The organism is Nocardia sp. NPDC051981, from assembly GCF_040680715.1.
In the GTDB taxonomy this organism is placed as follows: domain Bacteria; phylum Actinomycetota; class Actinomycetes; order Mycobacteriales; family Mycobacteriaceae; genus Nocardia.
The window spans coordinates 825,114-851,670 of the sequence record NZ_JBFAXK010000001.1 but is presented as its reverse complement, the minus strand read 5'-3'; the positions used below and the strand labels follow the sequence as shown (position 1 = coordinate 851,670).

24 protein-coding genes are annotated in these 26,557 nt (G+C 69.2%); 18 read left to right on the top strand and 6 right to left on the bottom strand.

Annotated elements, in window-relative coordinates:
* Nucleotides 1-35 precede the first annotated feature (35 nt).
* Both hpt and AB0L60_RS03710 read left to right on the top strand, forming a co-directional pair.
* Nucleotides 36-593, top strand: a complete 558-nt coding sequence (gene hpt / locus AB0L60_RS03715) for a hypoxanthine phosphoribosyltransferase (protein WP_354831477.1) — start codon at nt 36-38, stop codon at nt 591-593.
* 376 nt (nt 594-969) lie between these two features.
* Entirely contained in the window at nt 970-1,857 is an 888-nt protein-coding gene (locus AB0L60_RS03710; protein ID WP_354831474.1) for a LysR family transcriptional regulator, read from the top strand.
* 148 nt (nt 1,858-2,005) lie between these two features.
* Here the strand turns inward: AB0L60_RS03710 and AB0L60_RS03705 are convergent, their stop codons facing one another.
* Nucleotides 2,006-3,391 carry an amidase family protein gene (locus tag AB0L60_RS03705; RefSeq protein WP_364606571.1) on the bottom strand — a complete coding sequence of 462 codons (1,386 nt, stop codon included), beginning with the start codon at nt 3,389-3,391 and terminating at the stop codon, nt 2,006-2,008.
* Nucleotides 3,392-3,650: 259 nt separating this feature from the next.
* Here AB0L60_RS03705 and AB0L60_RS03700 point away from each other — a divergent pair, with 259 nt between their 5' ends.
* The 3 genes from AB0L60_RS03700 to AB0L60_RS03690 are packed head-to-tail and all read left to right on the top strand — an operon-like array spanning nt 3,651 to nt 9,090.
* Nucleotides 3,651-6,185 carry a serine/threonine-protein kinase gene (locus AB0L60_RS03700; protein ID WP_364606568.1) on the top strand — a complete coding sequence of 845 codons (2,535 nt, stop codon included), beginning with the start codon at nt 3,651-3,653 and terminating at the stop codon, nt 6,183-6,185.
* Nucleotides 6,182-8,383, top strand: coding sequence for a protein kinase (locus AB0L60_RS03695; RefSeq protein ID WP_364606565.1), 2,202 nt, complete (start codon nt 6,182-6,184; stop codon nt 8,381-8,383). Before AB0L60_RS03700 ends, AB0L60_RS03695 begins: the two co-directional genes overlap by 4 nt.
* A 20-nt stretch (nt 8,384-8,403) precedes the next feature.
* Entirely contained in the window at nt 8,404-9,090 is a 687-nt protein-coding gene (locus tag AB0L60_RS03690; RefSeq protein ID WP_364606562.1) for a nucleoside/nucleotide kinase family protein, read from the top strand.
* 5 nt (nt 9,091-9,095) lie between these two features.
* Here AB0L60_RS03690 and AB0L60_RS03685 read toward each other — a convergent pair whose 3' ends face one another.
* From AB0L60_RS03685 to AB0L60_RS03675, 3 genes are read right to left on the bottom strand one after another with little or no spacing between them, the layout of a single operon-like run.
* On the bottom strand, nt 9,096-9,989 hold the full coding sequence (locus tag AB0L60_RS03685; protein WP_364606559.1) for a PfkB family carbohydrate kinase: 894 nt from the start codon (nt 9,987-9,989) through the stop codon (nt 9,096-9,098).
* Between the two features lie 20 nt (nt 9,990-10,009).
* Nucleotides 10,010-10,840, bottom strand: coding sequence for an SDR family oxidoreductase (locus AB0L60_RS03680; protein WP_364606556.1), 831 nt, complete (start codon nt 10,838-10,840; stop codon nt 10,010-10,012).
* On the bottom strand, nt 10,840-12,486 hold the full coding sequence (locus AB0L60_RS03675; protein WP_364606548.1) for an aldehyde dehydrogenase family protein: 1,647 nt from the start codon (nt 12,484-12,486) through the stop codon (nt 10,840-10,842). Before AB0L60_RS03675 ends, AB0L60_RS03680 begins: the two co-directional genes overlap by 1 nt.
* Nucleotides 12,487-12,644: 158 nt before the next feature.
* Between AB0L60_RS03675 and AB0L60_RS03670 the strand changes: the two genes are divergently transcribed.
* On the top strand, nt 12,645-13,892 hold the full coding sequence (locus tag AB0L60_RS03670) for a helix-turn-helix domain-containing protein (protein ID WP_364606545.1): 1,248 nt from the start codon (nt 12,645-12,647) through the stop codon (nt 13,890-13,892).
* Between the two features lie 11 nt (nt 13,893-13,903).
* Here AB0L60_RS03670 and AB0L60_RS03665 read toward each other — a convergent pair whose 3' ends face one another.
* Nucleotides 13,904-14,173 carry a DUF2277 family protein gene (locus AB0L60_RS03665; protein WP_364606542.1) on the bottom strand — a complete coding sequence of 90 codons (270 nt, stop codon included), beginning with the start codon at nt 14,171-14,173 and terminating at the stop codon, nt 13,904-13,906.
* A gap of 216 nt (nt 14,174-14,389) precedes the next feature.
* Between AB0L60_RS03665 and AB0L60_RS03660 the strand changes: the two genes are divergently transcribed.
* The gene (locus AB0L60_RS03660) at nt 14,390-15,214 is read left to right on the top strand and encodes a DUF1266 domain-containing protein (RefSeq protein ID WP_364606539.1); all 825 of its coding nucleotides are present in this window, start codon (nt 14,390-14,392) and stop codon (nt 15,212-15,214) included.
* A gap of 57 nt (nt 15,215-15,271) precedes the next feature.
* On the opposite strand, the gene AB0L60_RS03655 is transcribed toward AB0L60_RS03660, so the two are convergent.
* Nucleotides 15,272-16,138 carry a hypothetical protein gene (locus AB0L60_RS03655; RefSeq protein ID WP_364606536.1) on the bottom strand — a complete coding sequence of 289 codons (867 nt, stop codon included), beginning with the start codon at nt 16,136-16,138 and terminating at the stop codon, nt 15,272-15,274.
* A 368-nt stretch (nt 16,139-16,506) separates the two neighbouring features.
* On the opposite strand from AB0L60_RS03655, the gene ftsH reads away from it, so the two are divergent.
* The 11 genes from ftsH (at nt 16,507) to AB0L60_RS03600 (ending at nt 26,461) form a co-directional block, all read left to right on the top strand.
* Nucleotides 16,507-18,867 carry an ATP-dependent zinc metalloprotease FtsH gene (ftsH, locus tag AB0L60_RS03650; RefSeq protein WP_364606533.1) on the top strand — a complete coding sequence of 787 codons (2,361 nt, stop codon included), beginning with the start codon at nt 16,507-16,509 and terminating at the stop codon, nt 18,865-18,867.
* Nucleotides 18,868-19,042: 175 nt separating this feature from the next.
* Nucleotides 19,043-19,642 carry a GTP cyclohydrolase I FolE gene (gene folE / locus AB0L60_RS03645; RefSeq protein WP_364606530.1) on the top strand — a complete coding sequence of 200 codons (600 nt, stop codon included), beginning with the start codon at nt 19,043-19,045 and terminating at the stop codon, nt 19,640-19,642.
* An 11-nt stretch (nt 19,643-19,653) separates the two neighbouring features.
* A complete protein-coding gene (gene folP / locus AB0L60_RS03640; protein ID WP_364606788.1) occupies nt 19,654-20,583 on the top strand; it encodes a dihydropteroate synthase in 930 nt (309 codons plus the stop codon).
* On the top strand, nt 20,580-20,996 hold the full coding sequence (folB, locus tag AB0L60_RS03635) for a dihydroneopterin aldolase (RefSeq protein WP_364606527.1): 417 nt from the start codon (nt 20,580-20,582) through the stop codon (nt 20,994-20,996). The genes folP and folB overlap by 4 nt, the downstream gene beginning before the upstream one ends.
* Before the next feature lie 4 nt (nt 20,997-21,000).
* Nucleotides 21,001-21,534 (top strand): 2-amino-4-hydroxy-6-hydroxymethyldihydropteridine diphosphokinase, encoded by a 534-nt coding sequence (gene folK, locus AB0L60_RS03630; protein ID WP_364606524.1) that lies wholly within the window; start codon nt 21,001-21,003, stop codon nt 21,532-21,534.
* A gap of 16 nt (nt 21,535-21,550) precedes the next feature.
* Nucleotides 21,551-22,021 (top strand): DUF3180 domain-containing protein, encoded by a 471-nt coding sequence (locus AB0L60_RS03625; RefSeq protein WP_354831436.1) that lies wholly within the window; start codon nt 21,551-21,553, stop codon nt 22,019-22,021.
* Nucleotides 22,022-22,090: 69 nt separating this feature from the next.
* Entirely contained in the window at nt 22,091-23,146 is a 1,056-nt protein-coding gene (locus AB0L60_RS03620; RefSeq protein ID WP_364606520.1) for a DUF6779 domain-containing protein, read from the top strand.
* Between the two features lie 191 nt (nt 23,147-23,337).
* Nucleotides 23,338-24,270 carry a DUF2520 domain-containing protein gene (locus AB0L60_RS03615; RefSeq protein WP_354831433.1) on the top strand — a complete coding sequence of 311 codons (933 nt, stop codon included), beginning with the start codon at nt 23,338-23,340 and terminating at the stop codon, nt 24,268-24,270.
* A 5-nt stretch (nt 24,271-24,275) separates the two neighbouring features.
* On the top strand, nt 24,276-25,202 hold the full coding sequence (gene panC, locus AB0L60_RS03610) for a pantoate--beta-alanine ligase (protein WP_364606516.1): 927 nt from the start codon (nt 24,276-24,278) through the stop codon (nt 25,200-25,202).
* A gap of 13 nt (nt 25,203-25,215) precedes the next feature.
* Nucleotides 25,216-25,635, top strand: a complete 420-nt coding sequence (gene panD, locus AB0L60_RS03605) for an aspartate 1-decarboxylase (protein ID WP_364606513.1) — start codon at nt 25,216-25,218, stop codon at nt 25,633-25,635.
* A gap of 10 nt (nt 25,636-25,645) precedes the next feature.
* Complete coding sequence (locus AB0L60_RS03600) at nt 25,646-26,461, top strand: type III pantothenate kinase (RefSeq protein WP_364606510.1); 816 nt, start codon at nt 25,646-25,648, stop codon at nt 26,459-26,461.
* The last annotated feature ends 96 nt before the right edge of the window (nt 26,462-26,557 follow it).

Below are 26,557 nucleotides of genomic sequence, written 5' to 3'. Positions count from 1 at the left end.
TTCGGGTCGACATCACTGAAGGGAAACCAGCGGACGTGTACGGGGACGACATCGCGTCGGTGCTGATCAGCGAGGAACAGATCGCCGACAAGGTCGAGGAACTGGCCGAACTGGTCGCCAAGCGCTATCCCGCCGATGCCCCCGAGGGCGACCTGCTGCTGGTGGGCGTGCTCAAGGGCGCCATCTTCTTCATGACCGACCTGGCCAAGAAGCTCACCGTGCCGACGCAGATGGAATTCATGGCCGTCTCGTCCTACGGGTCCTCCACGTCGTCCTCGGGCGTGGTGCGCATCATGAAGGACCTGGACAAGGACATCGCCGGGCGCAATGTGCTGATCGTCGAGGACATCATCGACTCCGGCCTGACGCTGTCGTGGCTGCTGCGCAACCTGTCCAGCCGCAACCCGGCCTCGCTCGAGGTGGTGACGCTGCTGCGCAAGCCCGACGCGCTGCGCACCCAGGTGGATGTGATGGCCGTGGGCTTCGACATCCCGAACGAGTTCGTGGTGGGCTACGGCCTGGACTACGCCGAGCGCTACCGTGATCTGCCGTACATCGGCACCCTGGACCCGAAGGTCTACGGCGGGGAGTAACAACTCTCGAGGATCGAAACGAAGGCCGCTACCGGTGACCGGGAGCGGCTTTCGGCGTTGATGTGACGAAACTCACTCAATCGGCTGCTTTGGGGCGTGGGCCGGGGGGAGTGGTCGTTGCTGGATGTCGGCGCTCGGGTCGAGCGGGAATCGGGCATGGGGCGGCTTTGTGTGTAACTGCTGGTCAAGTGTCCGCTAGGGGGTGGGTGGGCGAGCGTCGGTGAATGGCCAGGAATTCGCGGGTCCGGTTAACAGAATGTTTCGGGGGAGTCCTATGCTGTCTGTAACAAACCTGACGGCTGTTTTCTGATCCAGTTGCAAACTTTTGGGTCAGATACGGCTGGAAAATCAAGACCGATTCTGATAGCAAGGGGCTATGGACCCGCATTTGCGCGACCTGCGGTATTTCGTCGCCGTCGCTGAGGAACTGCATTTCACCAACGCCGCTCAGCGGCTGCACATCGCACAACCCACCCTGTCACGACAGATCCGTCAGCTGGAGCGCCAGCTCGACGTCGTGCTGTTCGACCGCAACCAGCGCAGCGTGGCCCTGACCGTCGCCGGCAAGGAACTCCTCGAAGGCGCGCGGAAGATTCTGGAACTGTGGGAAGTCACCAATGTCGCCCTGCAAGAGGCCGGTGAGGTGCTGCGCGTCGGCATCCAATCCTCCATCGGCCGCGGCCTGATCACCGATCTGGAGAGCGCCAGCGGCCACCGGCTCGCCCTGCACTCCGCGTCCTGGACCGACCCGTCCAGCGGGCTGGCCGGCCGTCAGGCCGACCTCGCGCTCATGTGGCTGCCGGTGCCCGACACCAGCCGCTACCGCTGGCAGGTGCTGCGCACCGAACCGCGCTGGGTGCTGCTGCCCGAAAACCACGCCCTCGCCGGCCAGGAGCAGATCGACTTCGCCGACCTGATCGACGAGCCCTTCATCGCCATGCCCGCCGAAGCCGGTGCGGCACGGGACTTCTGGCTCGGTGCGGACGCCCGCGGCGGCCGTCAGGCCAAGATCGGTGCGGAAGCGGCCACCGCCGAGGAGCGCCTCGAAGCGGTCAGCCTCGGCCTGGGCGTGTGCCTGCTGGCCGAGAACAACGTCCCCATGTACCGCTGGCCCGGCCTCACCGCCCGCCCGGTCACCGGCCTGGCTCCCTGCGAACTGGCGGTGGCCTGGCGTGCCGACGACGACCGCCCCACCATCCTCGAGTTCGCCGTCCGCGTCCTCGACGGCGGCTTCGCCGAGAAGGAACCGGTCGCGGCCCAGTAGGCCCCGGCCAGGACCGGTCGAAACGGGCGGCGGCAGAGGGTCGGAGGTTGCCGCGGTCCGTCCGGCAGTACTGAGACAGAAGAACAGCGCCGCGTCACCGTGTGACGCGGCGCTGTGCTGTATCCGGGCGCGCTGTGATGGCGTGTGCTCAGGGAGCGACGCGCTGCCAGGGGTGGGCGGCCTCGATCTGCGCGGCCAGCCGGAGGATGGTCGACTCGCTGCCGGGCGGGCCCGCGATCTGCGCCGCGACCGGGGTGCCCGTGCGCGGGTGCAGGCCCATGGGTAGTGACAGCGCGGGCCAGCCGACCAGGTTCCACAGCGGCGTGAACGGCGAGAACTTCGTGTTCGCAAGGACATTCGCCAGCCAGGGGCGGGAATGCCAGCGGCGGGCACGCGGGGCGGGGGTCGCCAGGGTGGGCGTGATGACCACGTCGTAGCGCTCGAAGTAGTCGAGCAGCCGGGTCTCCACCCGATCGACCTGCGACGGGCGCAGCAGTCCGGACTTCAGGGCCGCCCTGCCGAGGGCGACGTGCACCCGGGTGCGGCGCTGCAGGCGATCCGGGTGCTGCACGGTCGCGGCCTCGCGGGCGGCATTGCCCAGCCAGCGCAGCAGCAGCGCGAAAGTCGAGCCCTGGTACGGGAGTTCGGCGACGCCGATGATGTGGCCCGCCCGGGAGGCGGCCGCGGCGGCCTTGTCGGCGGCGGCGGTCCAGGCCAGGTCGATATGGCCGAGTGGTGTCGGAGACCCGGTGGCCAGGCCGATGCGCAGCGTCGAGGGCGTCTCCAGATCGGCCAGGTCGGGGCGGTCCGCGAGCACCGAGAGCATGAGCGCGGTATCCGCGACCGTCGTTGCGAGGACCCCGTTCTCGGTCATCCCGCCCCACGAGTCCAGCCCCACCTCGGCGGGCACCAGACCGCGGCCGGGCTTGAGGCCGACCACGCCGCAGCAGGCGGCCGGAATGCGGACCGAGCCGAGCCCGTCATTGCCGTGCGCGATCGGGACCATGCCGGAGCCGACCGCCGCGCCGGAACCACCCGACGAGCCGCCCGCGGAGTAGCGGGTGTTCCACGGGCTGCGGGTGATGCTGCCCGGGCCGTCGGTGACACCCCAGAGCCCGAATTCGGGCACCGTGGTCAGGCCCACGACGACCGCGCCCGCGGCCCGCAGCCGCCGCACCACCGGGTGGTCGCCGGTGGCGGGGGTTTCGGGACCGGCCAGCGAACCGCCCCGGGTGACCTCGCCGGCGACGTCGATATTGTTCTTCACCGCGATCGGCACGCCGGCCAGCGGCAGCATGTCCAGATCCGGTCGTTCGGCCACCGTGCGGGCCTCGGCGCGGGCCGCTTCCTCGCGAACGAGACTGAAAGCGTTCAATTTCCGATCGCGGGCGCGAATCCGGTCCAGCGCCGCGCCGACCGCGTCCTCGGGGGAGATCGAGCCGTTCTGGACGGCCGCGGCGATGCCGGTGGCCGTGGTCAGGTCCACAGGGGGACGGTCGGATGGGGTGTCGGAATCCGCCGTGGTGCGTGCCACCGCTACCTCCTCGGCGGTGCCGGCTGTGGCGATTTCAGCCGCTAGCGCCGTGCCCTCGTCGTGCATGCTGGTGTTCCCCCGTCGCCTCGTGTCGAAATCGGGTGATCCGCTCGTGAGGCGCAAGTTATCATTCCGGCTAGCAGTCGGGGATGATGGTGTGGGGTGTGGCGGGTTCTTTGTCCCAATCTCAGAGTCCACGACATCCTCGGATCGACAGTGCGGATCGACGACATCCGTGCCGAGCCAGAGGGGTGCGGACATGGCTTCGGGTTCCGACCACCGTTCCGGCGGTTACTCGGCGAAAACGGAATCGAGTGCGATCGCCGCCTTCACGGCGGCGTGGGACTCCACTGCGGCCCCGCCCCGGATCACCGACTATCTGCCCGACGCCACCACACTGCGGCGGGGTGCGCTGATCGAGCTCATCCGGGTGGACATGCGCCACCGCTGGCTGCACCGACCCGCCGGAACCCAGGTCACCCCGCCCAAACGGCTGCGCGACTACTGCGCCGAATTCCCCGAACTCGCGGACCGGGATCTGCCCGCCGGGCTGGTGTACGAGGAGTTCGTCATCCGCCGGCACAGTGGCGAGCGCGTGGATCCGCGCGACTGCCTGCGCGAATATCCGGATCAGGCGGCCGAGCTGCGGGAACTGCTGAATGCCGACGACGACGATCAGAGCACGCGGCGGGCCGGGCTGAACGAATCCACGCGCGGTGACTTCGGGCTCGAACGCTCCGAGCGGACAGAGCTCGAGCCGACACAGCTCGAACGGACGCAGCTCGAGCCGACCGCCCGGACCGGGCCGCTCGTGGGCGGCGACACCACCCGGGTACCCGAACCGGGTGAGGTGACGCGGTACGAGGATCCCTCGCAGCTGGTCGGCACACCGGCCGAGCCCACCGGCGGGATCACCACGCCCGAGACCGGGGAACTGCTCGATCGCATCGAGATCGGGCAGCGCATCGATGATTTCGACCTGCTGACCAGTCTTGGTTCCGGGGCGTTCGCCCGGGTCTTCCTGGCCCGGCAGCGCTCCCTGCAGCGGCTGGTGGCGGTGAAGATCTCCGCCGACCACGGCACCGAGCCCCAGACGCTGGCCCAGCTCGACCACGACTACATCGTGCGCGTCTTCGACCAGCGGCTGATGTCGGACCTGCGCACCGAATCCGGGCGGCGCCTGCGACTGTTGTACATGCAGTTCCTGCCCGGCGGCACCCTGCTCGGCGTGCTGCGCTGGGTGCGGGCCACCCCGCCCGCGCAACGCAGCGGACAGCTGCTGCTGGACGCGGTCGACGCGGCCATGGAGGAGAAGGGCGAGATCCGGCCCACCGACTCCAGCGTGCGCGCCGAGCTGGCCGGGCTGTCCTGGCCGGAAACCGTGGCGTGGCTGGGCCGCCGGCTGGCCGAGGCACTGGACTACGCGGACGGGCACGGGGTCCTGCACCGGGACGTGAAGCCCGCGAATGTGCTGCTCACCGCCGAGGCGGTACCGAAACTGGCCGACTTCAACATCAGCTTCAGCCGGAATATCGACAGCGCCGGCCCGGTCGCGTACTTCGGCGGTTCGCTGTCCTACATGTCCCCGGAACAGCTGGACGCGTGCCATCCCGGCACCGCCATCAGCGCCGGCGACCTGGACACCCGCGCCGACATCTTCTCCCTCGGCGTGGTGCTGTGGGAGCTGCTCACGGGGGCGAAACCCTTCGACGACACCACCGCCGGGCCCGGCGACCACGGCGACCGCACCACCCTCGAGGCCATGCTGGCGCGGCGGCGCGGCGGCGTCGACGCCGCCGCCCTCGGCCGGGTGCCGCCCGACTGCCCCGCCGCGCTGCGCCGGGTCCTGCTCACCTGCCTGGAGCCCGCCCGCGAACAGCGCTGGAGCAGTGGCGGGGTCCTGGCCAAACAGCTCGAGATGTGCCTGGACGAACGTGCCCGCGACCTGGTCGACCCGCCGCCGCACAGCTGGCGAATACGGTTGCGGCCGTGGATGATTCCACTGGTCACACTGGCCATCGTGGTGCCGAACCTGCTGGCGTCGATGTACAACATCGCGCACAACCAGGCCTTCATCGTCAACCACCTGTCCGAGTCGGCCATGCACACCTTCCTGGTCACCACGACCACGGTGAACCTGGTGTTCTTCCCGCTCGGGACGGCCGTCATCGCCTATCTGTGCCGGTCCCTGATCTTTGTGCCGCGCGGGGTGCGCCTGGGCCGCGAATACGACCCGGAGACGCTGCGCAGAGCCCGCGCGGACGTGCTGCTGGCCGGGGAACGCATCTCCCTGGTGGTGTTCTCGCTGTGGGTGATCGCGGGCATTACCTTCCCGACGGTGCTGCGCATGACGGCTCCCGACCTACCGGCCCGTGGCATGGTGCACTTCCTGGTGTCGCTGGTGGTGTGCGGGGCCATCGCCGTGGCGTATCCGTTCTTCCTGGTGGCCTTCTATCTGGTGCGGTGCATCTATCCGATGTTCCTGCGGCACGGGGACATCAGCGCCGAGGACGCCGTGTGGCTGCACCGCCTGGGCCACCGCTGCACCACCTATCTGGCGGTCGCGGCGTCGGTCCCGTTGCTGGCGGTGGCGGGCGTGACCTTCCTCCCGCCGGACGACATTCCGCAGGTGATCGTCGCGGTGCGGGTGCTCAGCGTCGGCGGGATCGCGGCCTTCGTCCTGATCTATGCCATGTTCCGGGCGCTGGAGGCCGACCTGGCGGCGCTGGAGCGGGTGGTGTCGTCGACCCCCTCGTCGCGGGTGCCCGGAAACGGGGCGGGTACCGAATCGTGAGCGAACTCGCAGCGCAAGCTCTCGCCCGCTTCGCTGCCGACTGGGAATCCACTCTGCGCGGCGACCGTGACGAACCGCCGCCCCTGGCCGGCTACCTGCCCGACGGGCACGAGGTGCGCCTCGCGGTCCTCACCGATCTGGTGCGGGTGGACATGCGGCAGCGCCGGCGGCGCGCCGGAATGGAGAAGCGGCTCGCGGAATACCGCAGGGAATTCCCGGAGGTGGGGACCAGCCCGGACTTCACCGACCTGGTCTGCGAGGAATACTTGGTTCGCAGCCGTTTCCGGCCGGTGGATGTGGACAGTTTCACCGCCGAGTACCCGGAGGCGGCCACCGAGATCCGCCGCCGCTTCACCGGCGACACCCCGCCGCCCCCGCCGCCCGTGCTGCCCGAGAGCATCGGAACCGGCAGCCGCCTCGACGATTTCGACCTGCTCACCGATCTCGGCGGCCGCGAACACAGCCGCATGTTCCTGGCCCGGCAGCGGTCCATGCAGCGGCTGGTCGCGGTGCGGGTGGAGGCCGGCGTGGACAGCGACACCGACACCGTCGCGCAGCTCGACCACCAGCACATCGTGCGGGTCTTCGACCAGCGCCTGATTGCCGACGGCAGCACCGGAAAACCGTTGCGACTGTTGTACATGCAGTATCTGCCCGGCGGCACCGTCGACGGCGTGCTGGCCCGGCTGCGGCAGGAATCCGCGACGGCCGGGCGCGACAGCGCCGATGGCGGACTGCTGCTGCGGGCCATCGACGCGGCCATGGAGGCCAAGGGTGAGATCCGGCCGGCCGGGTCCCGGGTGCGGGCCGAGATCGCCGGGCTGAGCTGGCCGGAAACCGTGGCGTGGGTGGGGCGGCGGCTGGCGGAGGCGCTCGACTACGGGTTGCGGCAGGGGGTGCTGCATCGCGACATCCGGCCCGGCAATGTGCTCTTCACGGCGGAAGGGGTGCCCAAGCTAGCGGATTTCGCGCTGGGGCCGGTGTACTGGAGTGGGGCGTTCCTCGGGGCGGGCGCGAATGATGCCGGGGCGCTGCGGTATCGGTCGCCCGAGGTGCTGGCCGCGCAGCTGGATCCGGCCGCGCCGCTGCCGGACACCCGCGGCGACATCTACTCGCTCGGACTCGTGCTGTGGGAAATGCTCACCGGCGCACTGCCATTCGACGATGCCGACGCCGGGACCGATGCCGGGGCGGTGCGGGCCATGCTGGCCCGGCGGATGGCGGGCGTGCCCGCGGCGGCCCTGGACACCCTGCCCGCCGACACCCCGGCCGCGCTGCGGCGGGTGCTGCTGGAATGCCTGCAACCCGATCCCGCGCGGCGCTGGCAGACCGGCGGCCAGCTGGCCGGGCAGCTGAACCTGTGCCTCGATCCGCGGGCCCGGGATCTGGTGGATCCGCCGCCGCACACGCTGTGGGCCCGGTTGCGCGGCTGGCCGGTGCCGATCGCGATGCTGTGCGTGGGCCTGCCGAATGCCGTGGCCAGCTGGTACAACGTCCGGATCAACCAGAGTCTCGTCGTGAATGAGCTGCCGCTGGTGGATCAGCAGCGGTTCGAGCAGGTGGCGCTGGTGAACAATCTGGTCGCCTTCCCGCTGGCGGCGCTGCTGCTGTTGTGGCTGGCGCGGCGGCCGCTGACCGTCTCCTACCGCTTGGCCCGCGGGCACCGGTACACCCCGGCCCAGCTGGCCCATGCCCGCGCCGACACGTTGCTGATGGGGGAGCGGGCGGTGTGGGTGCCGTTCGCCATGTGGTTGATCGCCGGGGTGGCGTGGCCGCTGGCCCTGTCCGATACGGGAGCGCGGTTGCCGCGCAATGCCTTCGCGCACTTCTTCACCGCGCAGGTGGTATGCGCGACCATCGCGCTGGCCTATCCGTTCTTCCTGATCATGGTGTACGCGGTGCGGTCGCTGTATCCGCAGCTGCTGGCGCGCGGTTCGGTGGGGCCCGCCGACCGGCGGCAGCTGTCGGCGCTGGCCCGGCGCAGCAATTTCTATCTCGCCGCGGCCGCGTCGGTGCCGCTGCTGGCGGTGGCCACCGTGACCTTCGTGTCGACCGCCGATCTGTCGCTGGTGATCGTGCCGCTGCGGCTGATCAGTGTCGGCGGTGTGCTGGCGTTCGTGGTCACCTACCGGCTCTCGCGGCTGCTGGAGGAGGACCTGCATGCGCTGGTGCGTGCCATTCCCGAAGGCGGGCATTGATTCCCCGTAGGCTCGGAGGGGTGGCGATACGTGGCAGTGTCGAAACCTCGTTGGCGGAGTTGGCGGCTCGCGTTCGCCGCCGCGCCGACGGGCATTCCGGTCGGTTTCTGCTCGGTATCGTGGGCCCGCCCGGTGCCGGCAAATCCACCCTCGCCCGCGGCATTCGCGACGAACTGAATCTGGCCGCCGGCGCTTCGATCGCCGAAGTCGCGCCCATGGACGGATTCCACCTCACCAACGCCCAGCTGCGCGCCGCCGGATTCCTCGATCGCAAGGGCGAACCCGACACCTTCGACATCGACGGCTATGTGGCCCGGCTGCGCACCATTCGCGAAACCGCGCCGGGCACGCCGGTGGCCTGGCCCACCTACGATCGCGAGATCCACGAACCGGTCCCCGGCGGCGTCGTGTTCGATCGCCAATCCATCGTGGTGACCGAGGGCAACTACCTGCTGCTCGACGACCGCGCCCACCCGGCCTGGGCCGCCGTGCGCCCGCTGCTCGACGAGTCCTGGTACCTGGACGTGCCGCGCTCGATCATCGAACAACGCCTGCTGCGCCGTCACATTCGCGGCGGCCGCACCCTCGAGGCCGCGCGGACCAAGGTGGCGCACAGCGACCTCCGCAATGCCGCCCTCGTCGAATCCACCCGCACCCGAGCCGATCTGGTGCTGCGCAAGGCCGGACGCGGCTATCGCATCGACTGAATGCGTTATCCAATCGACCGAATGTCGAAGTGCCGCATCCACTCCCGGGTGCCGGGGAAACCGCAGGAGGCCGTCGCCACCGCGGCCGCGCGCCGCAGCGCGACCGGGAATTCCGCGCCACGCTCGTGGAAATGGCAGAACGCGCCGTGCAGGATGTCGCCCGCCCCGAGGGTGTCCACCGCCGGCGCCGCGGGAACGGGGATCTCGCCGCGTTCGCCGGGTGTCGAGTATCGGATCGGGCCGCCGCCACCGGTGATCGCGACCAGCCGCGGTCCCGCCGCGTGCAGGTGGTCGAACACCTCATCGGCCGAATCGCCCGGTACCCCAGGCGGAGTGAAGGCACTCGAGCAGATGGCGATATCGACGACCGGCAGCAGCGCGCCGTGCACCGGACGCCAGCGGCCGGCATCCAGCACCACGGGCACGCCCGCCGCCCGCGCCGCCGTCGCCAGCCGTAGCGCGGGTTCGGGATAGTGGCCGTCCACCAGCAGCACCGTGGCGCGGTCGAGCACCTCGGCCGCGGTCTCGTCGAGGGCCGGGTGGATCCGGGATCCGTCCAGCGACACGATGGTCCGGGTGGCCGCCGCGGTGGCGACGATGATCGAGGACACCGGCGGCTGTTGATCGCCGTCGGGCGTGAGGTCCACGGCGGTGACCCCATGCCGCTGCAGATCACCGCGAATCAGTTCCGCCAGTGGATGTTTGCCCAGCGCGGTCACCAGGGCCGGTGTCGCGCCGGACAGGAAGGCGTAGGTCACCGCCGCATTGGCGGCCGGTCCGCCCGCGCCGAGAAACAGGTCGGCGGCCTGGGTCTTGGTGTCCTCGGCGGGATACCGGTCGACGGCATAGGCGAGATCCAGTGTCGACAATCCGGCGAAAACCGCACTCCTGCTACCCATGCCGCCGACCCTACGGTGAGCTACTCGCGCACCCGGTTCTCATAGGCCTTGCGCGCGTCGGAGTCCACATCGTCCAGGAACGCGCTCTGCGCACCCAGCGCGCGCCCGATGGCATCGCCCACCGACTGCGGCAGCAGACCCACCACCTGCGAGATGATGCCCGCCATCGCCGTGATGCGAACCTTGGAGCGCGGCTCCACGATCAGCTTGGTGATGGCGTCGGCGATCTCCTCCGGCTCGGCCGGGCGCAGCAGCTTGGGCCCCGTAACCCCGGATCCCAGTTCGGTTCTGGTGAGCGTCGGCAGCACCGAGGAGAAGCGCAGCCCGGTGCCCCGGTACTCCTCGCGCAGGGTGTCGGTGAAGCCCAGCACCGCGTGCTTGCTGGCGTTATAGGTGGCCAGGCCTGGAATGTGGGTCTCGCCGGCGAGCGAGGCGATATTGATGACGTGCCCGCGCCCGCGCGGCAGCATGCGCCCGATGGCCAGCTTGGAACCGAGGATCACGCCGTACACATTGATATCGAGAATGCGGCGGGTGATCTTATCCGGTTCGTCCACCACGCGGCCGGTGGGCATGATCCCGGCATTGTTGATGAGCACGTCGATCGGGCCGAGGCGGCGCTCGACCTCGTCGAGGAAGGCGTCGAAGGACTGGTGGTCGGTGACGTCCAGCCGGTCGTAGACGTCGAAACCCCGTGCGGCGCCGGACTCCTTGACGGTGGTCTCGTCGATATCGCCGATGGCGATCCTGGCGCCGAGGGCCTGCAGGGCGGTCGCGGTGGCCAGGCCGATGCCGCGCGCCCCGCCGGTGATCACCACGACCTTGCCGGCGATCGTTCCGAAGTCGGTCATCACATCCCCCGCACGGTCTTGATGATGGCGGGCAGGTTGATCCGCCGCAGTCCGCGGGTGCCCGCGGCCCGCATGGCGCCCATGGCGATGGTCAGCTTGGCCGGTGAATACGGGAACCACAGCGGCTCTTTGGTTTGCGTGGGCAGGATCGGCTTGGTGATGGCCTGCTGACGGCAGTACTTGCGCACGCCGTTGGCACCGCCCCAGCGCGCGCCGGTGCCGGACAGGCCCCAGCCGCCCATGGGCAGCGCGAAGCTGAACATGTTGGCGAACACATCGTTGATGTTCACCGCGCCCGCGTTCAGTTGGCGCGCAACGCGTTCGGCGCGATCCTTGTCGCCGGACCAGACCGAGGCGGACAGGCCGTAGATCGAATCATTGGCCAGGCGAATGGCTTCCGCCTCGTCGGCCACCTTCATGACCGGCAGCGTGGGCCCGAAGGTCTCCTCGGTCATGCAGGTCATGGTGTGGTCGACGTCGGCGAGCACGGTCGGTTCGAAGAGCGTGCCGACGCCGGTGCGCTTACCGCCGGTCGTGACGCGCGCACCCGCCTCGAGGGCCTCCTCGACGTGCCGCTGCACGATCTGCGCCTGGTTCTCGTTGGCGAGTGCGCCCATGTCGTACCGGGGTCGGCGGCCGTCCACGCCCTGGCGGACCTCCTTGACGGCGGCGGTCAGCTTCGCCAGGAACTCGTCGTAGACAGGCGCTTCCACGTACACGCGCTCGACCGAGATGCACACCTGCCCGGCGTTGAACAGCCCGCCGAAGGCGATGCCGTGCGCGGCGCGATCCAGGTCGGCGTCGGCCAGCACGATGGCCGGGTCCTTGCCGCCGAGCTCCAGGCTGTACGGGATCATCCGCTCGGTGCAGGCCACCGCGATCTTGCGGCCGGTGGCGGTGGAACCGGTGAACTGGATGTAGTCGGCGTTCCCGACCACGGCCGCGCCGGTCTCGCCCGCGCCGGTGACCACCTCGAACACCGGCGGTGCGCCGATCTCGCGCCAGCCGCGTGCCAGCTCGACCGCCGAAAGCGGTGTCACCTCGGAAGGTTTCAGGATGACGGCGGCGCCCGCGGCCAGCGCCGGGATCACATCGATGACCGGCATGGCCAGCGGGAAGTTCCACGGCGTGATGACACCGACCACCTGGTAGGGCCGGAACACGGTGGTCAGCTGCTTGACCCGGGCCAGCGGGCTGTGCGGCGAAGGATGTTCGTCGGCAAGGAATTTCGCGGCGCGGCGGGCGTAGTAGCCGGTCAGGTCGACCGAGAACGCCGGGTCGATGAGCGAGTCCACCCGCGCCTTGCCGGTCTCGGACTGCAGCACGTCGGCCAGGCGATCGGTGTTGTCCACCAGCCAGTCCTGCAGCTTCAGCAGCCACTCCTTGCGCCCGTCGGGGCCCAGGGCCTCCCAGGCGGGCTGTTGCGCGCGCAGGGCGGCGACCTTGTCGGCGACCGTCTCTGCCGAATCGATCGGCACCGTGCCCGCGAGTGCGCCGGTCGCCGGATTGCGGACCTCGAGTTCGGTGGCGGGCGCCTCCGGTTTCGGGGTGGCTCCCGGTTTCGGGGTGGCCTTGACGGCGGTCCCGGCCGGCTTGCGAGTCCCGGTCTTGCGAGCGGTGCCCGCGGCGGGTTCGGTATTGGTCACGATGTGCCTCTCCCCACGTGCGCTACGTTGCGACGGCGAGCTGTGCCCCAGCTCACTGGACTATGATCGTGACACAATTTCGTGAGCCCATGCTTGGCCAATCGGGTCAATTGTTCCGGTCGGTTTTGTGCTCTGAGTACAACCTCGGAGGAGTGCCCGTGGCGACGCCCGCGAACCCGGCGGAGATCCGGCTCTGGATCGCCGATTTCGTCGCGGAAACCCTCCCGGCCGACACCCTGGAACAGGTCGTCACCCGCCTCGACGACGCCATCATCGCCCGCATCCCGGAGATGCGGGACCGTGATATGCGTCGCGACCTGGCCGCCAGCAGCCGGGCCCACGCGGTCGCCGTGCTCAGCGGCCTCACCCAGGACCGGTTCGAATACCCGGTCCCGCCGGAGGCGCACGCCTTCGCCCGCACCGTCGCCCGCCGCGGCTACGACGTGCGGCTGCTGCTGCGCGTCTACCACCTCGGCCAGGAGGCGGTCATCGACTACATGACCGAGGTGCTCGAACAGCGGCAGCTGCCGCAGGACATCGAAAGATCGGTGCTGCTGAGGCTTTTCGACCGCACCACGCGCTGGGTCAGCACCTCGGTCGAGGCTCTCACCGACACCTACATGGCCGAGCGGGAGCAGGGCCTGCGCGCCGCGCTCACCCAGCGCGCCGAGACCGTGCGCGCCCTGCTGGACGGCGCCGAGGTGGATATCGAAACCGCCTCGGGCCGACTCGGATACCGGCTGGCGCAGCGGCATCTGGCGCTGGTGCTGTGGACGGACGAGGATGCCGCACCACTGCCGTCGGACGGCACCGGCGAGGCCGTCGGCCGGCTCGACCGGATCGTCGCCCGCTACGCGGGCACGCTCGGCAACGGCAGCCTGCTCACCGTGCCCTCGGGTGCGACCGCGCTGTGGGCGTGGATCGGCGTGGACGAGGCGCTGCCCGAGCCCGGCGATCCGGTGTGGTCGGTGGACGCGCCCGTGCGGGTGGCGATCGGTGTGCCCGCCGCGCACGCCGCCGGCTTCCGGGACGGCCACCGCGAGGCGGTCGCCGCCCGGCAGGTCGCCGAGCGCGCCCGCCCGGGCCTGCCGCGGGCGCTGCACTACTCGGAGGTGGAGATCGCCTATCTGGCGGGATCCGACGAGACCGCCATGCGGTCGCTCATCGACAGGGAACTGGGCGCACTCGCCGCACCCGACGCGCAGTCGGCGCGACTGCGGGAAACCTTGCATGCCTACCTGCGAGCCCGCCGCAGCCCGGACGCGGCCGCGAAACTGCTCGGCGTGCACAAGAACACGGTGCGGTACCGGATTCAGCGCATAGAAGAACTACTCGGTCACTCTCTCGACCAGCGTGGTACGCGACTGGAGGTCGCGCTCGACTGCGTGGCGGTCTACGGCGTGTGAGCCCGCGAGCGTCAGCTCGCTTCCTCCGCCACGGTGTCCCGGCCGGCGCGTCGCCGGGTGGGCGGCTCGCCTTCGGAGGCCCGGCGCTCCGGTAATTCCGCCAGCAATTGCGTGGTGGCCGCGGCAATGGCGGCCACCGCCTTGTCCACCGCGGCCTTGGTGGCCGTCGTCAATCCCGACACCCCGCCGACTTTGCGCACGTATTCCTGTGCGGCGGCGTAGATTTCCTGCTCCGTGGCGGCCGGACTCAGCCCGCGGAGGAGGGTGATGTTCCCACTCATGCCCCCAGAGGTTAGCGCCCGATTACCCGCTGTGACAGGGCAAAATTCAGACAATTGCGTGAGTGTGTCGCGCCGCGCCCGCGAGAATGTCGCACAGTGGCCGCCGGAATTCCGAACCGAATGGTTTGCCGATTATTCGCACCCGACGCGGCCGGTGTGGCATACGCGATCGGCGAATAGCGGGCCACTCCAAGATCGATGGGGAACAATCGGGGTATGGCTGCCCGAGACGTGCCCACGCTGACGACTTTTCCATACCCGGAGCTGGACCAGCGCGAGGACGATCACTGGTCCGGTGCGCAGGTCTCCGACGACGAACTGCGCGCCCTCTCGCTCGGCGGCTTCTACTCCTCCCGCTGGGACGCCTTCCACGACGCCCTGCTGCTCGGCCCAGAACGCGACCATCCCCTCGGTGATCGCCGCGAACTTGCCATCGACACCCTCACCGGCGCCTGGGGCATCACCGACGGCACCGAGGCCATGGCCTCGATGGAACAGCTGCTGGACGGTATGCACGGCCCGCTCTACGCGCTCGTGCATCCACTCGTCATGACGGCCATCAACTCCCCTGAACGGGATCGCTTCGGCGAGCGTGCCGACCGGCACCGCGCGTTCCTGCGGCAGGTCGGCTCGTTCCGTGGCATGGAGAATCCGGAAGCGCTGGTCCGCGATTACGACATCTGGTCGCAGGCCATCAAACTCGGCCTCACCGACCATCTGGTGCGCCCGCTGCCCACCGACATCCAGGCCTGGGATCTGGCCCGCGTGGTCGCCGTCGCCCGCATGGCCTACACCGCGGGCTACCTCGACGCCGATGTCGCCTGGGATTACCTCATGCGCGCACTGCCCCCGGCCCAGCGGAAATACCGGAACTGGCGGCAATTCGGCGATGCCTATCTCGCCGGGTGGACCTATTGGCAGGCGTGCGAGGACCTCGCGGAACTGAAATCCGGTGGCGTGGACCGGCGGATGGAATTGCTGCGCCTGTGGATGCGCCCCACCAGTCCGTGGCGGCGTATCGCGCTGCAACCGGACGAATAAGTCGGCCTGGTTCGGGGGGCTTGACCCCCAAACCTTTTCACTCGATCCGCCCAGTGCTCAATCGGGCAGGGACCGGAGAATTCCGCGTCCGTACCGCTGGAACTGCGCGTCGTCGACCATGCCGAGCGAATGCCGCTCCACCAGCAATTCCCATTCGGAGTACAGCTTCGCCACGCCCGGATCCGCCGGCCCGGCGGCGCCGTCGGCCACCTCGCGCTGGATGGCGAAATTCAAAGCGCCCGTTACCCGATCGGTGTCGGCCCGGTCGGTGCCGGTGAAATGCCAGGTCAGATTGCCGTCGCTGACCTCGACGCCGTACTCGGCGAGCACGGCGCTCGGTGCCTCGGCATCGTCGGTGGTGCGTGCCCACAGCAGGGTCGCCACCGGTAGCTCATGGGCGAAACGCTTGCCCGAGTTCAGCGAGACGAAGATCATCCGGGTGGTGGTGATCGCGAGCAGTCCGGTGGCCCGGGGCGCGGGCGCCTGCGCGGTGACGAGGGCGGTCTCCAGCACGTATTCGCCGGGGGTGACATAGCGCTGCAGCGCGGCGACGGCCGCCTTGGCGTCCCGCTTGGGCGCCATCCGGCGCACCGCGCGATCCACGTCCGCCCGAGCGGGCCCGCTGCGTCCCCAGGAGGGCGCGGGCGGGGTGAGGTCGGGGGCGGCCACGTCCAGTCGCTGAGTGGCCAGGATCTGATTGTTGATGCGCTCGACGATGACGGTGGCGGCGGGTACATCGTGCTCGGCGATGAGTACCGGCAGCGGGGTCCGGTCGGCGGGGACGCCGGTCAGGACGGGGGTCGGGTAGCGCAAATATATTTCGATGACGACGGCGTCATCGGCGCGCCGGTTCAAACGCACCTTGAGCAGGTCGCTTACCGGCACGTCGAGCACGCGCTCGCCGTCGGTTCCAGGCCGCAGCACCGTCAAACGCCCGTTGCCATGACGCACAATCGCTGTGGGTGTCCGTAGCTCGACTATGTCCATACCCCCTGCGCTCTGTTGTGTCGTCACTCACGATGAGACGACCATGCCATGATTGTGACCACTCGGTCCGACACCAGGGGGTGATCGACCCAGTGTGTTGCCGCAGATGGTCGGGGAACCACCCGCGTTCTCCAGCCGTTTACCTGTTGAACTGCACTAGCTGCCGAACTGCGCGATGTAACGACTAGACCGTACGCGGTAACGTGGCATGTCCGCATCCGTTCGCCGGAACGGGCGTGCCACGCAAGCATCGCAGGCAAACCGGATACACCCCCCGGAAAGGACTGGCCGCCGGCCGACGCTCTATGAACCGCAAGACTGTGTTCCGCAACCTGGCCATAGTCGCGGGCTTCCTGCTCGTGATCTGGTTGGTCAGCTATTTCAGCAACGACACGCGCGGCTGGCATAGCGTCGATACCTCGGTGGCGCTTTCCCAGCTCCAGGACAAGTCGAATGTCGATTCGGTCCAGATCGACGACAAAGAACAGCAACTGCGCATCACGCTGAAGAACGGCAACGATGCCACCAAGGGCGAGACCAAGCTCATCGCCAAGTATCCGGGCGGCGGCGAGGTGTCCGCGCAGGTCTTCAAGGCCGCGCAGGATTCCGGCGCCAAGGTCAACACCACTGTCAAGCAGGATTCCTGGCTGAGCCAGATTCTGCTGTTCATGCTGCCCATGGTGATTCTGCTGGGCCTGTTCATCTTCGTGATGGCACGCATGCAGGGCGGCGGCCGCGGCGGCATGATGGGCTTCGGCAAGTCGAAGGCCAAGCTGCTGTCGAAGGACATGCCCAAGACCACCTTCCAGGACGTGGCGGGCGCCGACGAGGCCATCGAAGAGCTCTACGAGATCAAGGACTTCCTGCAGAACCCGGCCCGGTATCAGGCGCTGGGCGCGAAGATCCCCAAGGGCGTGCTGCTCTATGGTCCGCCCGGTACCGGTAAGACGTTGCTGGCCAAGGCCGTTGCCGGTGAGGCCGGGGTGCCGTTCTTCACCATCTCGGGTTCGGACTTCGTCGAGATGTTCGTCGGTGTCGGCGCCTCCCGCGTGCGCGACCTGTTCGATCAGGCCAAGCAGAACAGCCCCTGCATCATCTTCGTCGACGAGATCGACGCGGTCGGCCGCCAGCGTGGCGCCGGCCTGGGCGGCGGTCACGACGAGCGCGAGCAGACCCTGAACCAGCTGCTGGTGGAGATGGACGGCTTCGGTGAGCGCACCGGCGTCATCATCATGGCGGCCACCAACCGGCCCGACATCCTGGACCCGGCGCTGCTGCGCCCGGGTCGTTTCGACCGGCAGATCCCGGTCGGCAACCCGGACCTGAACGGCCGCCGCGCGATTCTGCAGGTGCACTCCAAGGGCAAGCCGATCGCGACCGACGCCGACCTGGAGGGTCTGGCCAAGCGCACCGTCGGCATGTCGGGTGCGGACCTGGCCAATGTGATCAACGAGGCCGCGCTGCTCACCGCGCGTGAACACGGCAATGTGATCACCGGTGCGGCCCTGGAGGAGTCGGTCGACCGTGTCATCGGCGGCCCTCGCCGCAAGTCGCGGGTGATCAGCGAGCACGAGAAGAAGATCACCGCCTACCACGAGGCCGGTCACACCCTGGCCGCCTGGGCGATGCCCGATATCGAGCCCGTGTACAAGGTCACCATCCTGGCTCGTGGCCGCACCGGCGGTCACGCCATGACGGTGCCCGAGGACGACAAGGGCCTGATGACCCGTTCGGAGATGATCGCCCGCCTGGTCATGGCCATGGGTGGCCGCGCAGCCGAGGAGCTGGTGTTCCACGAGCCGACCACGGGCGCCTCGTCCGATATCGACCAGGCCACCAAGATCGCGCGCGCCATGGTCACCGAGTACGGCATGAGCGCCCGCCTGGGCGCGGTCCGCTACGGCGAGGAGCAGGGCGACCCGTTCCTGGGCCGGTCCATGGGCATGGCATCGAGCTACTCGCACGAGGTGGCCCGCGAGATCGACGAGGAGGTGCGCAACCTCATCGAGGCCGCGCACACCGAGGCGTGGGCGGTGCTCAACGAGTACCGCGACGAGCTGGACTCCCTGGCCACCGCGCTGCTGGAACGCGAGACCCTGCACCGCAAGGATCTCGAGGAAGTGCTGACGACGGTCGAAAAGCGGCCGCGCATCACGGCTTTCAACGATTTCGGTGACCGCACCCCGTCCGATCGCCCGCCGGTGAAGACCCCGCGCGAGCTGGCCGCCGAGCGCGGTGAGCCGTGGCCGGAGGAGAACTCGCGGCCGTCGCATCCGGTGGTGCAGCCCAACGGCTATCCGGAACCGGTCTACGGCTCCGCGCAGCCGCAGTACGGCGGCTATCCGGCGCCCGCGCCGCAGGGCTATCCGCTGCCGCAGGCTCCTGCCTATCCGCGGCACGGTGCGCCGACACACGGTTCGCGTCCGGACTACGGCGCCCCGGCCGGTTGGTCGGCGCCGGGCTGGCCGCCGCAGGAGGACGAGGCCCAGGCCCCGCAGCCGCGCGGCGCGTACGGCGGCTGGGCGCCCGCGGGCAACCAGCGCTATCAGCCGGGCGCCCAGTATCAGCCGGGCTACTCGCAGCCGGAGCATCCGGCCGCGCAGCCGGCATCCGGGAATGACGAGGACGAGAAGAACGGTTGGGACGGACCGAACGGTCGTCGCTGACCGCGGTCCCGATAGGCTCAATGGGTTCGCGGCCCGCCTCGGGCGGGGTTCGGACGCTGGGTGAACGCCCCGTCCGGATCCGCCCGAGTGGTTCGGCGACCGCGTCCAAGCCGCGTGTGCACGTGCGGCAAGTCAACACAGGAGGTGTCGATTGTCGGCCACCAACAATCGTGTCGTGTCCGGCCTGATCGCGCTCGACACCGGTCGACCATTCGATCAGGACCGTGCGGAGGCCGCCGTGCGGGAGCTGCTGATCGCGGTCGGCGAGAATCCGGATCGTCCCGGGCTCGCCGAAACCCCGTCCCGGGTGGCGCGGGCCTACCGGGAGATGTTCGCCGGATTGTTCACCGATCCGTCCGAGGTGCTCAACACCACCTTCGAGGAGGGGCACCAGGAGCTGGTGCTGGTTCGCGACATTCCCATGTACTCGACCTGTGAGCACCACCTGGTGGCGTTCCACGGTGTCGCGCATGTCGGCTACATTCCGGGCCCGCACGGCCGGGTTACCGGACTGTCCAAGCTTGCCCGCCTGGTCGATCTGTACGCCAAGCGCCCGCAGGTGCAGGAGCGGCTGACCAGCCAGATCGCCGACGCGGTGATGGAGAAGCTGGATCCGCGCGGCGCCATCGTGGTGATCGAGGCCGAGCATCTGTGCATGGCGATGCGCGGTATCCGCAAGCCGGGCGCCTCCACCACCACCTCGGCGGTGCGCGGCATGCTGCAGACCAACGCCTCTTCTCGCGCGGAGGCCCTGGATCTCATTCTGCGAAAGTGAGCGCACCGACCATGGCCGAGAGCGGTACACGGGGGGCCAACCTGGTTGTTCCTCGTGGGGGCCGCTCGTGCGTGGTGATGGGCGTGGTGAACGTCACCAGCGACTCGTTCTCCGACGGCGGCCGCTACCTGGATCCGGGCCTGGCGGTGGCGCACGGTCTCGAGCTGTACGAGATGGGCGCGGACATCATCGATGTCGGCGGCGAGTCCACCCGGCCCGGCGCGATTCGTATCGACCCGGAAACCGAAGCGGCGCGGGTGGTTCCGGTGATCCGGCAGCTGGCCGCGGCCGGGGTGCCGACCAGCGTGGACACCATGCGGGCGAGCGTGGCCGAGGCCGCCATCGCGGCGGGCGTGTCCATGGTCAATGACGTGTCGGGCGGGCGTGCCGACCCGAACATGGTGAAAGTCGTTGCGGCGACCAGGATCCCGTGGATCCTCATGCACTGGCGGGCCGAGGCGGACTACCGTCACGCCGGTCCCGCCGAGCAGTACGACGATGTGGTGTCCAAGGTCTGGGAGGAGCTGAACGCGCAGGTCGAATTCGCCCTCGCGGGCGGTGTCGACTTCGGGCAGCTGGTGCTGGACCCGGGCCTGGGCTTCGCCAAGAACGCCGACCACAACTGGGAGTTGCTGGGCGGCCTGTTCTATCGCATGACCGAGATGATGGACGCGGGCCTGCCGATCCTGATCGGCGCCTCCCGCAAGCGTTTCCTCGGCGGCCTGCTGGCCGATGCCGAGGGCCCGCGCCCGCCGGACGGCCGCGAGGTCGCCACGGCCACGATTTCCGCCCTGGCCGCCGAGCACGGCGCCTGGGGTGTGCGGGTGCACGATGTCCGATCGTCGCTGGACGCCATCGCGGTGGTCGACGCGACCACCAATGCGGCCCGGCGCCTGCGGGAGCGGTATGTCCGGGAGCGGGAGACGGGGGAGCGGCTGTGAGCATCCATCGCGCCGGATCACCGGGTGACCGCATCGAATTGCCCGGTGACCGTATCGAATTGCGCGGGCTGCGCGTCTTCGGCCATCACGGTGTCTTCGACTTCGAGAAGCGCGACGGCCAGGAGTTCGTCGTGGATCTGACGCTGTGGACGGATTTCACCGCCGCCGCGAAGTCGGACGATATCGCCGACACCGTCCACTACGGCGAGCTGGCCGAGCAGGTGGTGCAGATCGTGGCCGGGGAGCCGAAGGATCTGATCGAGACGGTGGCCTCGGCCATCGCCGACGAGGTGATGGCGGATCCGCGCATCCAGGCCGTGGAAGTGGTGCTGCACAAGCCTTTCGCGCCGATTCCCCATACCTTCGAAGACGTCCGTGTAGTCACGTCCCGTCGTCGCGAACCGGAGGAGTAGAGCGGTGACCCGCGTTGTCCTGTCGATCGGATCCAATCTCGGTGACCGGCTGGCGCATCTGCGCAGTGTCGTGGCGGCGCTGGGCCCGCGCGTGGTGGCGGTCTCGTCGGTGTACTCGACCCCGCCGTGGGGCGGGGTGCCGCAGCAGGACTACCTGAATGCGGTGCTGGTGGCCGAGGATCCGGCCATGGAGCCCTCGGACTGGCTACGCCTGGGGCAGGAGCTGGAGCAGGCCGCGGGCCGGATCCGGGAAGTCCGCTGGGGCGCACGCACTCTCGATGTGGACGTGGTGCAGGCCGAGTCGCGCCGCCGCGAGGGCCGGGTGGTGGTGCGCAGCCTGGATCCGGTGCTGACGCTGCCGCATCCGCAGGCCCACCATCGTGCGTTCGTGCTGGTGCCGTGGCTGGAGATCGATCCCGATGCGGAGCTGGAGGCGACCGGCGCGCTGCGCACGCTGCGAGAGTGGCTGTCCGCCTTGGATTCCGCCGAGGTGAGCGGGGTGCGCCGCACCGAGCTGACGCTGGGCTGGACGCCGTGACGCCGGAGCTGCAGCGGTGAAGCCGACCCGCATTCTCGATCTGTGTGCGAATGTGCTGCTGGCGGCGATCGTGGCCTGGGTCGCCACCAATATGGCGTATTCGAGTTTCCCGCCGATCTCGGTGTTCTCGGGCGCCTCGCTGTTGCCGGTGGCGCTGCTCGAGGCGGTGCTGGCCTTCGTGATTCGGCAGCGTAAGGAGAATCACGGGATCGGTCCCGGTTCGGGGCAGCTGCATGCGATCACGGCGGCCCGGGCGGTGGCGCTGGCGAAGGCGTCGGCGCAGGTGGGGTCGCTGGTGGGCGGGATCTGGCTGGGTTTCCTGGTGTGGCTGCTCATGCAGCGCTCGGATCTGCGTGCGGCGGCTTCGGATACGCCGGGCGCGGTGGTGGGTCTGCTGGGCGGGGTGGCCCTGGTGGCCGCGGCCCTGTGGCTGGAGTATTGCTGCCGCGCCCCCATTGAGCCGCCCGATGAGGCAGCTACTTCGTAGCTAACGGATTGGCACTGATCATCGCCAAGGTGGGGGCCACACTCCCGAGATCAAGCTACGCTGGCGGACATGGTTTCACCCTCCCGTAGCAGTGCTTCCCGTCGCCGCCGGGAGGATGCGGGAAAGTTCTTCACCGGCTTTCTGCTTCTCCTCGGACTGGTTGCCAGCGTTTTCCTGGTCTTCAGTGACAACCTCCACCTGATCCGGGTGGGCCTGGTCGCGGCCCTCTGGGCGGCCGCCATCGGCGCGCTCGCCGCCACCCGTTATCGCAGGGAGGCGGCCGTCGACAAGGCGAAAGTGGGTGATCTCCAGAAGGTCTACCAACTGCAGCTGGAGCGCGAGGTTGCTGCCCGCCGCGAGTACGAGCTCGGCGTGGAGACCCGGGTCCGTCACGAGGTCGGCGCCGACGCCGCGGAGATGGCCGCGCTGCGTGCCGAACTCACGGTCCTGCGCGAGAGCCTGCAGCGACTGTTCGACGGCGATCTGCCCTCCGAACGTCCGGCCCTGCGTGCGGATGCCGTTCGGGTCCAAGAACTTCCGAGCAGCGAGGCCGGTTCGGCCCCCGAGGCGGCGAACGATAACTGGCCGGACGCGGATCCCTGGGACCCGTGGTCGTCCCCCGACCAGGCCGAGGACGACGACGACCCGCGCGCCCGCATGGCCCCCAAGTTCGATCCCGCGCACCCCGAACCGCCGGCCTTCGCCACCCCCTTCGACGACCCGGTCACCGCCGAGACGTCGATCATCACCGACGCCATGCGCCAGGACTACGAGGCCGAACGTGCCGCCGCCGAACCGGATTCACCCGCCCCGCCCCCGAACCCGGAGGCCGCCAACGAATCCGCCCCCGCGGACAACGGCATTGCCGCGACCACCGGCAGTGTCCGCGCCGACGGCAGTGCGCCTGCCAACGGCGGTACCACCAATGGCAACGCCACTGCCGATGGCACCGCGACCACCGGCCCCGTCCCGCGCCTGACCCCCGACCCCACCCCCGCGGCCCCGGTGGGCCGCGCCACCGCCCGCCGTCGCCGCCGCTCCGAGGACGACGCCGACGCCGAAGGCACCCACCGCCTCTCGGTCGCCGAGATCATGGCCAATCTCAAGTCCGAGAACAGCAACTGACCGCAAGTCAGCGGGGGTTCGGGGGCAGCGGCCCCCGAGAATCCCGAGGGGGGTCGGGGGCGGAGCCCCTGAGAGCCGCGGGAGTTGCCTATCCCACAGTGGGTAGCTCTGGCGAATCGGCGGCGATATCCTCGCTCGAGTAACGTCCGGTACCCGCAAGGCGGGACTGGAACGACTTTCGAGAGGACAAAGTGACCTCGGACAAGGATGTCTGCGGGACCGATCCTGCGCCTGCACGCTTGACGGTGGGAATCGTCTCGGCGGGACGCGTCGGATCCGCGCTGGGCGTGGCACTGGAGCGTGCCGGTCATGTCGTATTCGGGGTTTCCGCGATTTCGGATGCCTCGGTGCGTCGTGCCACCACGCGCCTGCCGGATTCCCGCATCCTGCCCGCCGAGGAGGTGGCCGCCCGCAGTGAGCTGCTGATTCTCGCGGTGCCGGACAGTGAACTGCCGGGTCTGGTCGCGGGTTTGGCGGCCGCGACCGCGGTGCGCGCGGGCACCATCGTGGTGCACACTTCCGGTGCGAACGGGGTCGGCGTGCTGGCGCCGCTGACCGCGCTGGGCACGCTGCCGCTGGCGATTCATCCGGCCATGACGTTCACGGGACACGACGAGGATGTGGCCCGCCTGGCCAATGCCTGCTTCGGCGTGACCGCCGCCGACGACATCGGCTATGCCATCGGGCAGTCGCTGGTGATCGAGATGGGCGGTGAGCCGGTGCGGGTCGCGGAGGAGAACCGCACCCTCTATCACGCGGCTCTCGCACATGGCAGCAACCATCTGGTGACCTTGATCGTGGATGCGGTCGAGGCATTGCGCGCCGCGCTGTCCGGTCCGGGTCTGCTGGGTCAGCAGACGGTCGACGATCAGCCGAACGGCCTGGCCGAGCGCATGCTCGCGCCGCTGGCCTCGGCCGCCCTCGACAATGCCCTGCGCCGCGGTCCGGCCGCGTTGACGGGTCCGGTGGCGCGCGGCGATGTGGCCGCGGTGGCCGCGCATCTGGACGCTCTCGAAGCCTTGAATCCCCGGCTGGCCGCGGGCTATCGCGCCCTGTCGCTGCGTTCGGCCGAGCGCGCCAAGACCAATCCCGCCCTGATCGATCTGCTGGAGAAAGGACACTGACGCCCATGGACCCCAAGCTGATTGGCACGTACAAGCGCGGCGAGCTGACCGTGCTGCATGATCCGGCCGTCATGACCAAGGTCGTGAAGGCGCTGCGGTCGGTGGGCCGCCGGGTCGCGCTGGTGCCGACCATGGGCGCGCTGCACGAGGGCCATCTGGAACTGGTGCGGCTGGCGAAGCTGACCAACACGACGGTCATCGTGTCGATCTTCGTGAACCCGCTGCAGTTCGGCGCGAACGAGGATCTCGACAAGTACCCGCGCACCCTGGACGCGGATGTGGAACTGCTGCGCGGCGAGGGCGTGGAGCTGGTGTTCGCGCCGAGCGCCCAGGACATGTACCCGTTCGGCACCCGCACCACGGTGCAGGCCGGTCCCTACGGCGACATCCTCGAGGGCGCGACCCGCCCGGGTCACTTCTCCGGTGTGCTGACCGTGGTGTCGAAACTCTTCAATATCTGCATGCCGCACGAGGCGTTCTTCGGCGAGAAGGACTACCAGCAGCTGGCGCTGATCCGGCAGATGGTCGTCGATCTGAACATGGACGTGAAGATCGTGCCGGCGGCGACCGTCCGTGAGGCGGACGGTCTGGCCAAGTCCTCCCGCAACCGCTACCTGAGCGCGGCGGAGCGCGAGCTGGCCACCACCCTGTCGGCGGCGCTGCTGGCCGGCCGGCACGCGGCGGGCCGGGGTCCGGAGGCCGTGCTGGAGACCGCGCAGTCGGTGCTGGATCTCGCGCCGGACATCCAGGTCGACTATCTGGCCCTGCGGGGTGCGGACTTCTCCGAGCAGTGGCCGACCGGCAATGCCCGGCTGCTGGTCGCGGCCCGGGTCGGTACCACCCGCCTGATCGACAACATGCCCGTCTCCATCGGCAAGCCGCTCGATGGCCACCCCACTGCCCCCGATCAGCCTGCCCAGGCAGCTCTCTAGGAAGGCGACGACGATGTTGCGCACCATGATGACGTCGAAGATCCACCGCGCCACGGTGACTCACGCCGATCTGCACTACGTGGGTTCGGTGACCGTGGACCAGGACCTGCTCGATGCCGCCGACCTGCTCGAGGGCGAGAAGGTGAGCATTGTCGACATCACCAACGGGGCCCGCCTCGAGACCTATGTGATCGCCGGCGAGCGCGGTTCCGGCGTGATCGGAATCAACGGCGCCGCAGCGCATCTCGTGCATCCCGGCGACCTGGTCATCCTGATCGCCTACGGCATGATGGACGAGGCCGAGCTGAAGAACTACGCCCCGAACGTGGTCTTCGTCGACGAGCGCAATCGCCCGGTCGAGCTGGGCACCGATCCGGCGCACGCCCCGGAGGGGTCCGACCTGATCTCGCCGCGTTCGCTCTCGCTGGCCTGAGCGGCGGGCCATGCTGCTGACCATCGATGTCCGCAACACCAGCATCGAGCTGGGCCTGTTCTCCGGCAGCGGAGACCACGCGAAGCTGGTGCGGCACTGGCGGATGCACACCAATCCGCTGCTGACCGCGGACGAGTTCGCGCTGCAGGTGCGCGGCCTGATCGGCGCGGACGCCGAACAGGTGGTGGGCGTCGCGGCGCTGTCCACGGTGCCGCCGGTGCTGCGCGAGCTGCGTGAAATGCTGTCCCGCTATTGGGCTCATGTCCCGCACGTGCTGGTGGAACCCGGTGTGCGCACGGGTATTCCGCTGCTGGTGGACAATCCCAAGGAGGTCGGTGCGGACCGCATCGTGAATTGTCTTGCGGCATATCACCGTTTCCGCTCGCCGGCCATCGTGGTGGATTTCGGGACGGCCATCTGTGTGGATCTGGTGTCGGCCAAGGGGGAATTCCTCGGCGGCAGTATCGCGCCCGGGGTGGAGATTTCCACCGAGGCGCTGATCGCCCGCAGTGCGCTGCGCCGCGCGGAACTCACCCGCCCGCGGTCGGTGGTGGGCAAGAACAGCATGGAGTGCCTGCAGTCGGGCGCCATTTTCGGATTCGCGGGCCTGGTGGACGGCCTGATCGATCGCATTCGCGATATCGACGCCTTCTCCGGCGACGATGTGGCGGTGGTGGCGACGGGCGCGACCGCGCCGCTGATCGTGCCGGAGTCGGAGACCATCGAGCATCACGAGCCGCATCTGACACTGGACGGCCTGCGCCTGGTCTACGAGCGCAATCAGCAGCGCCGGACCCGGCCCGAGCCCAGCGCCGCCCGGCCCTGAACAGACCGGCTGGAATAAAAGTGACGCAGTCGTCGCCGGGAGCCCCTGGTGATTCCCGGCGAACCGCTGTTAGACTCGCCGACGTGTATTTCCGCG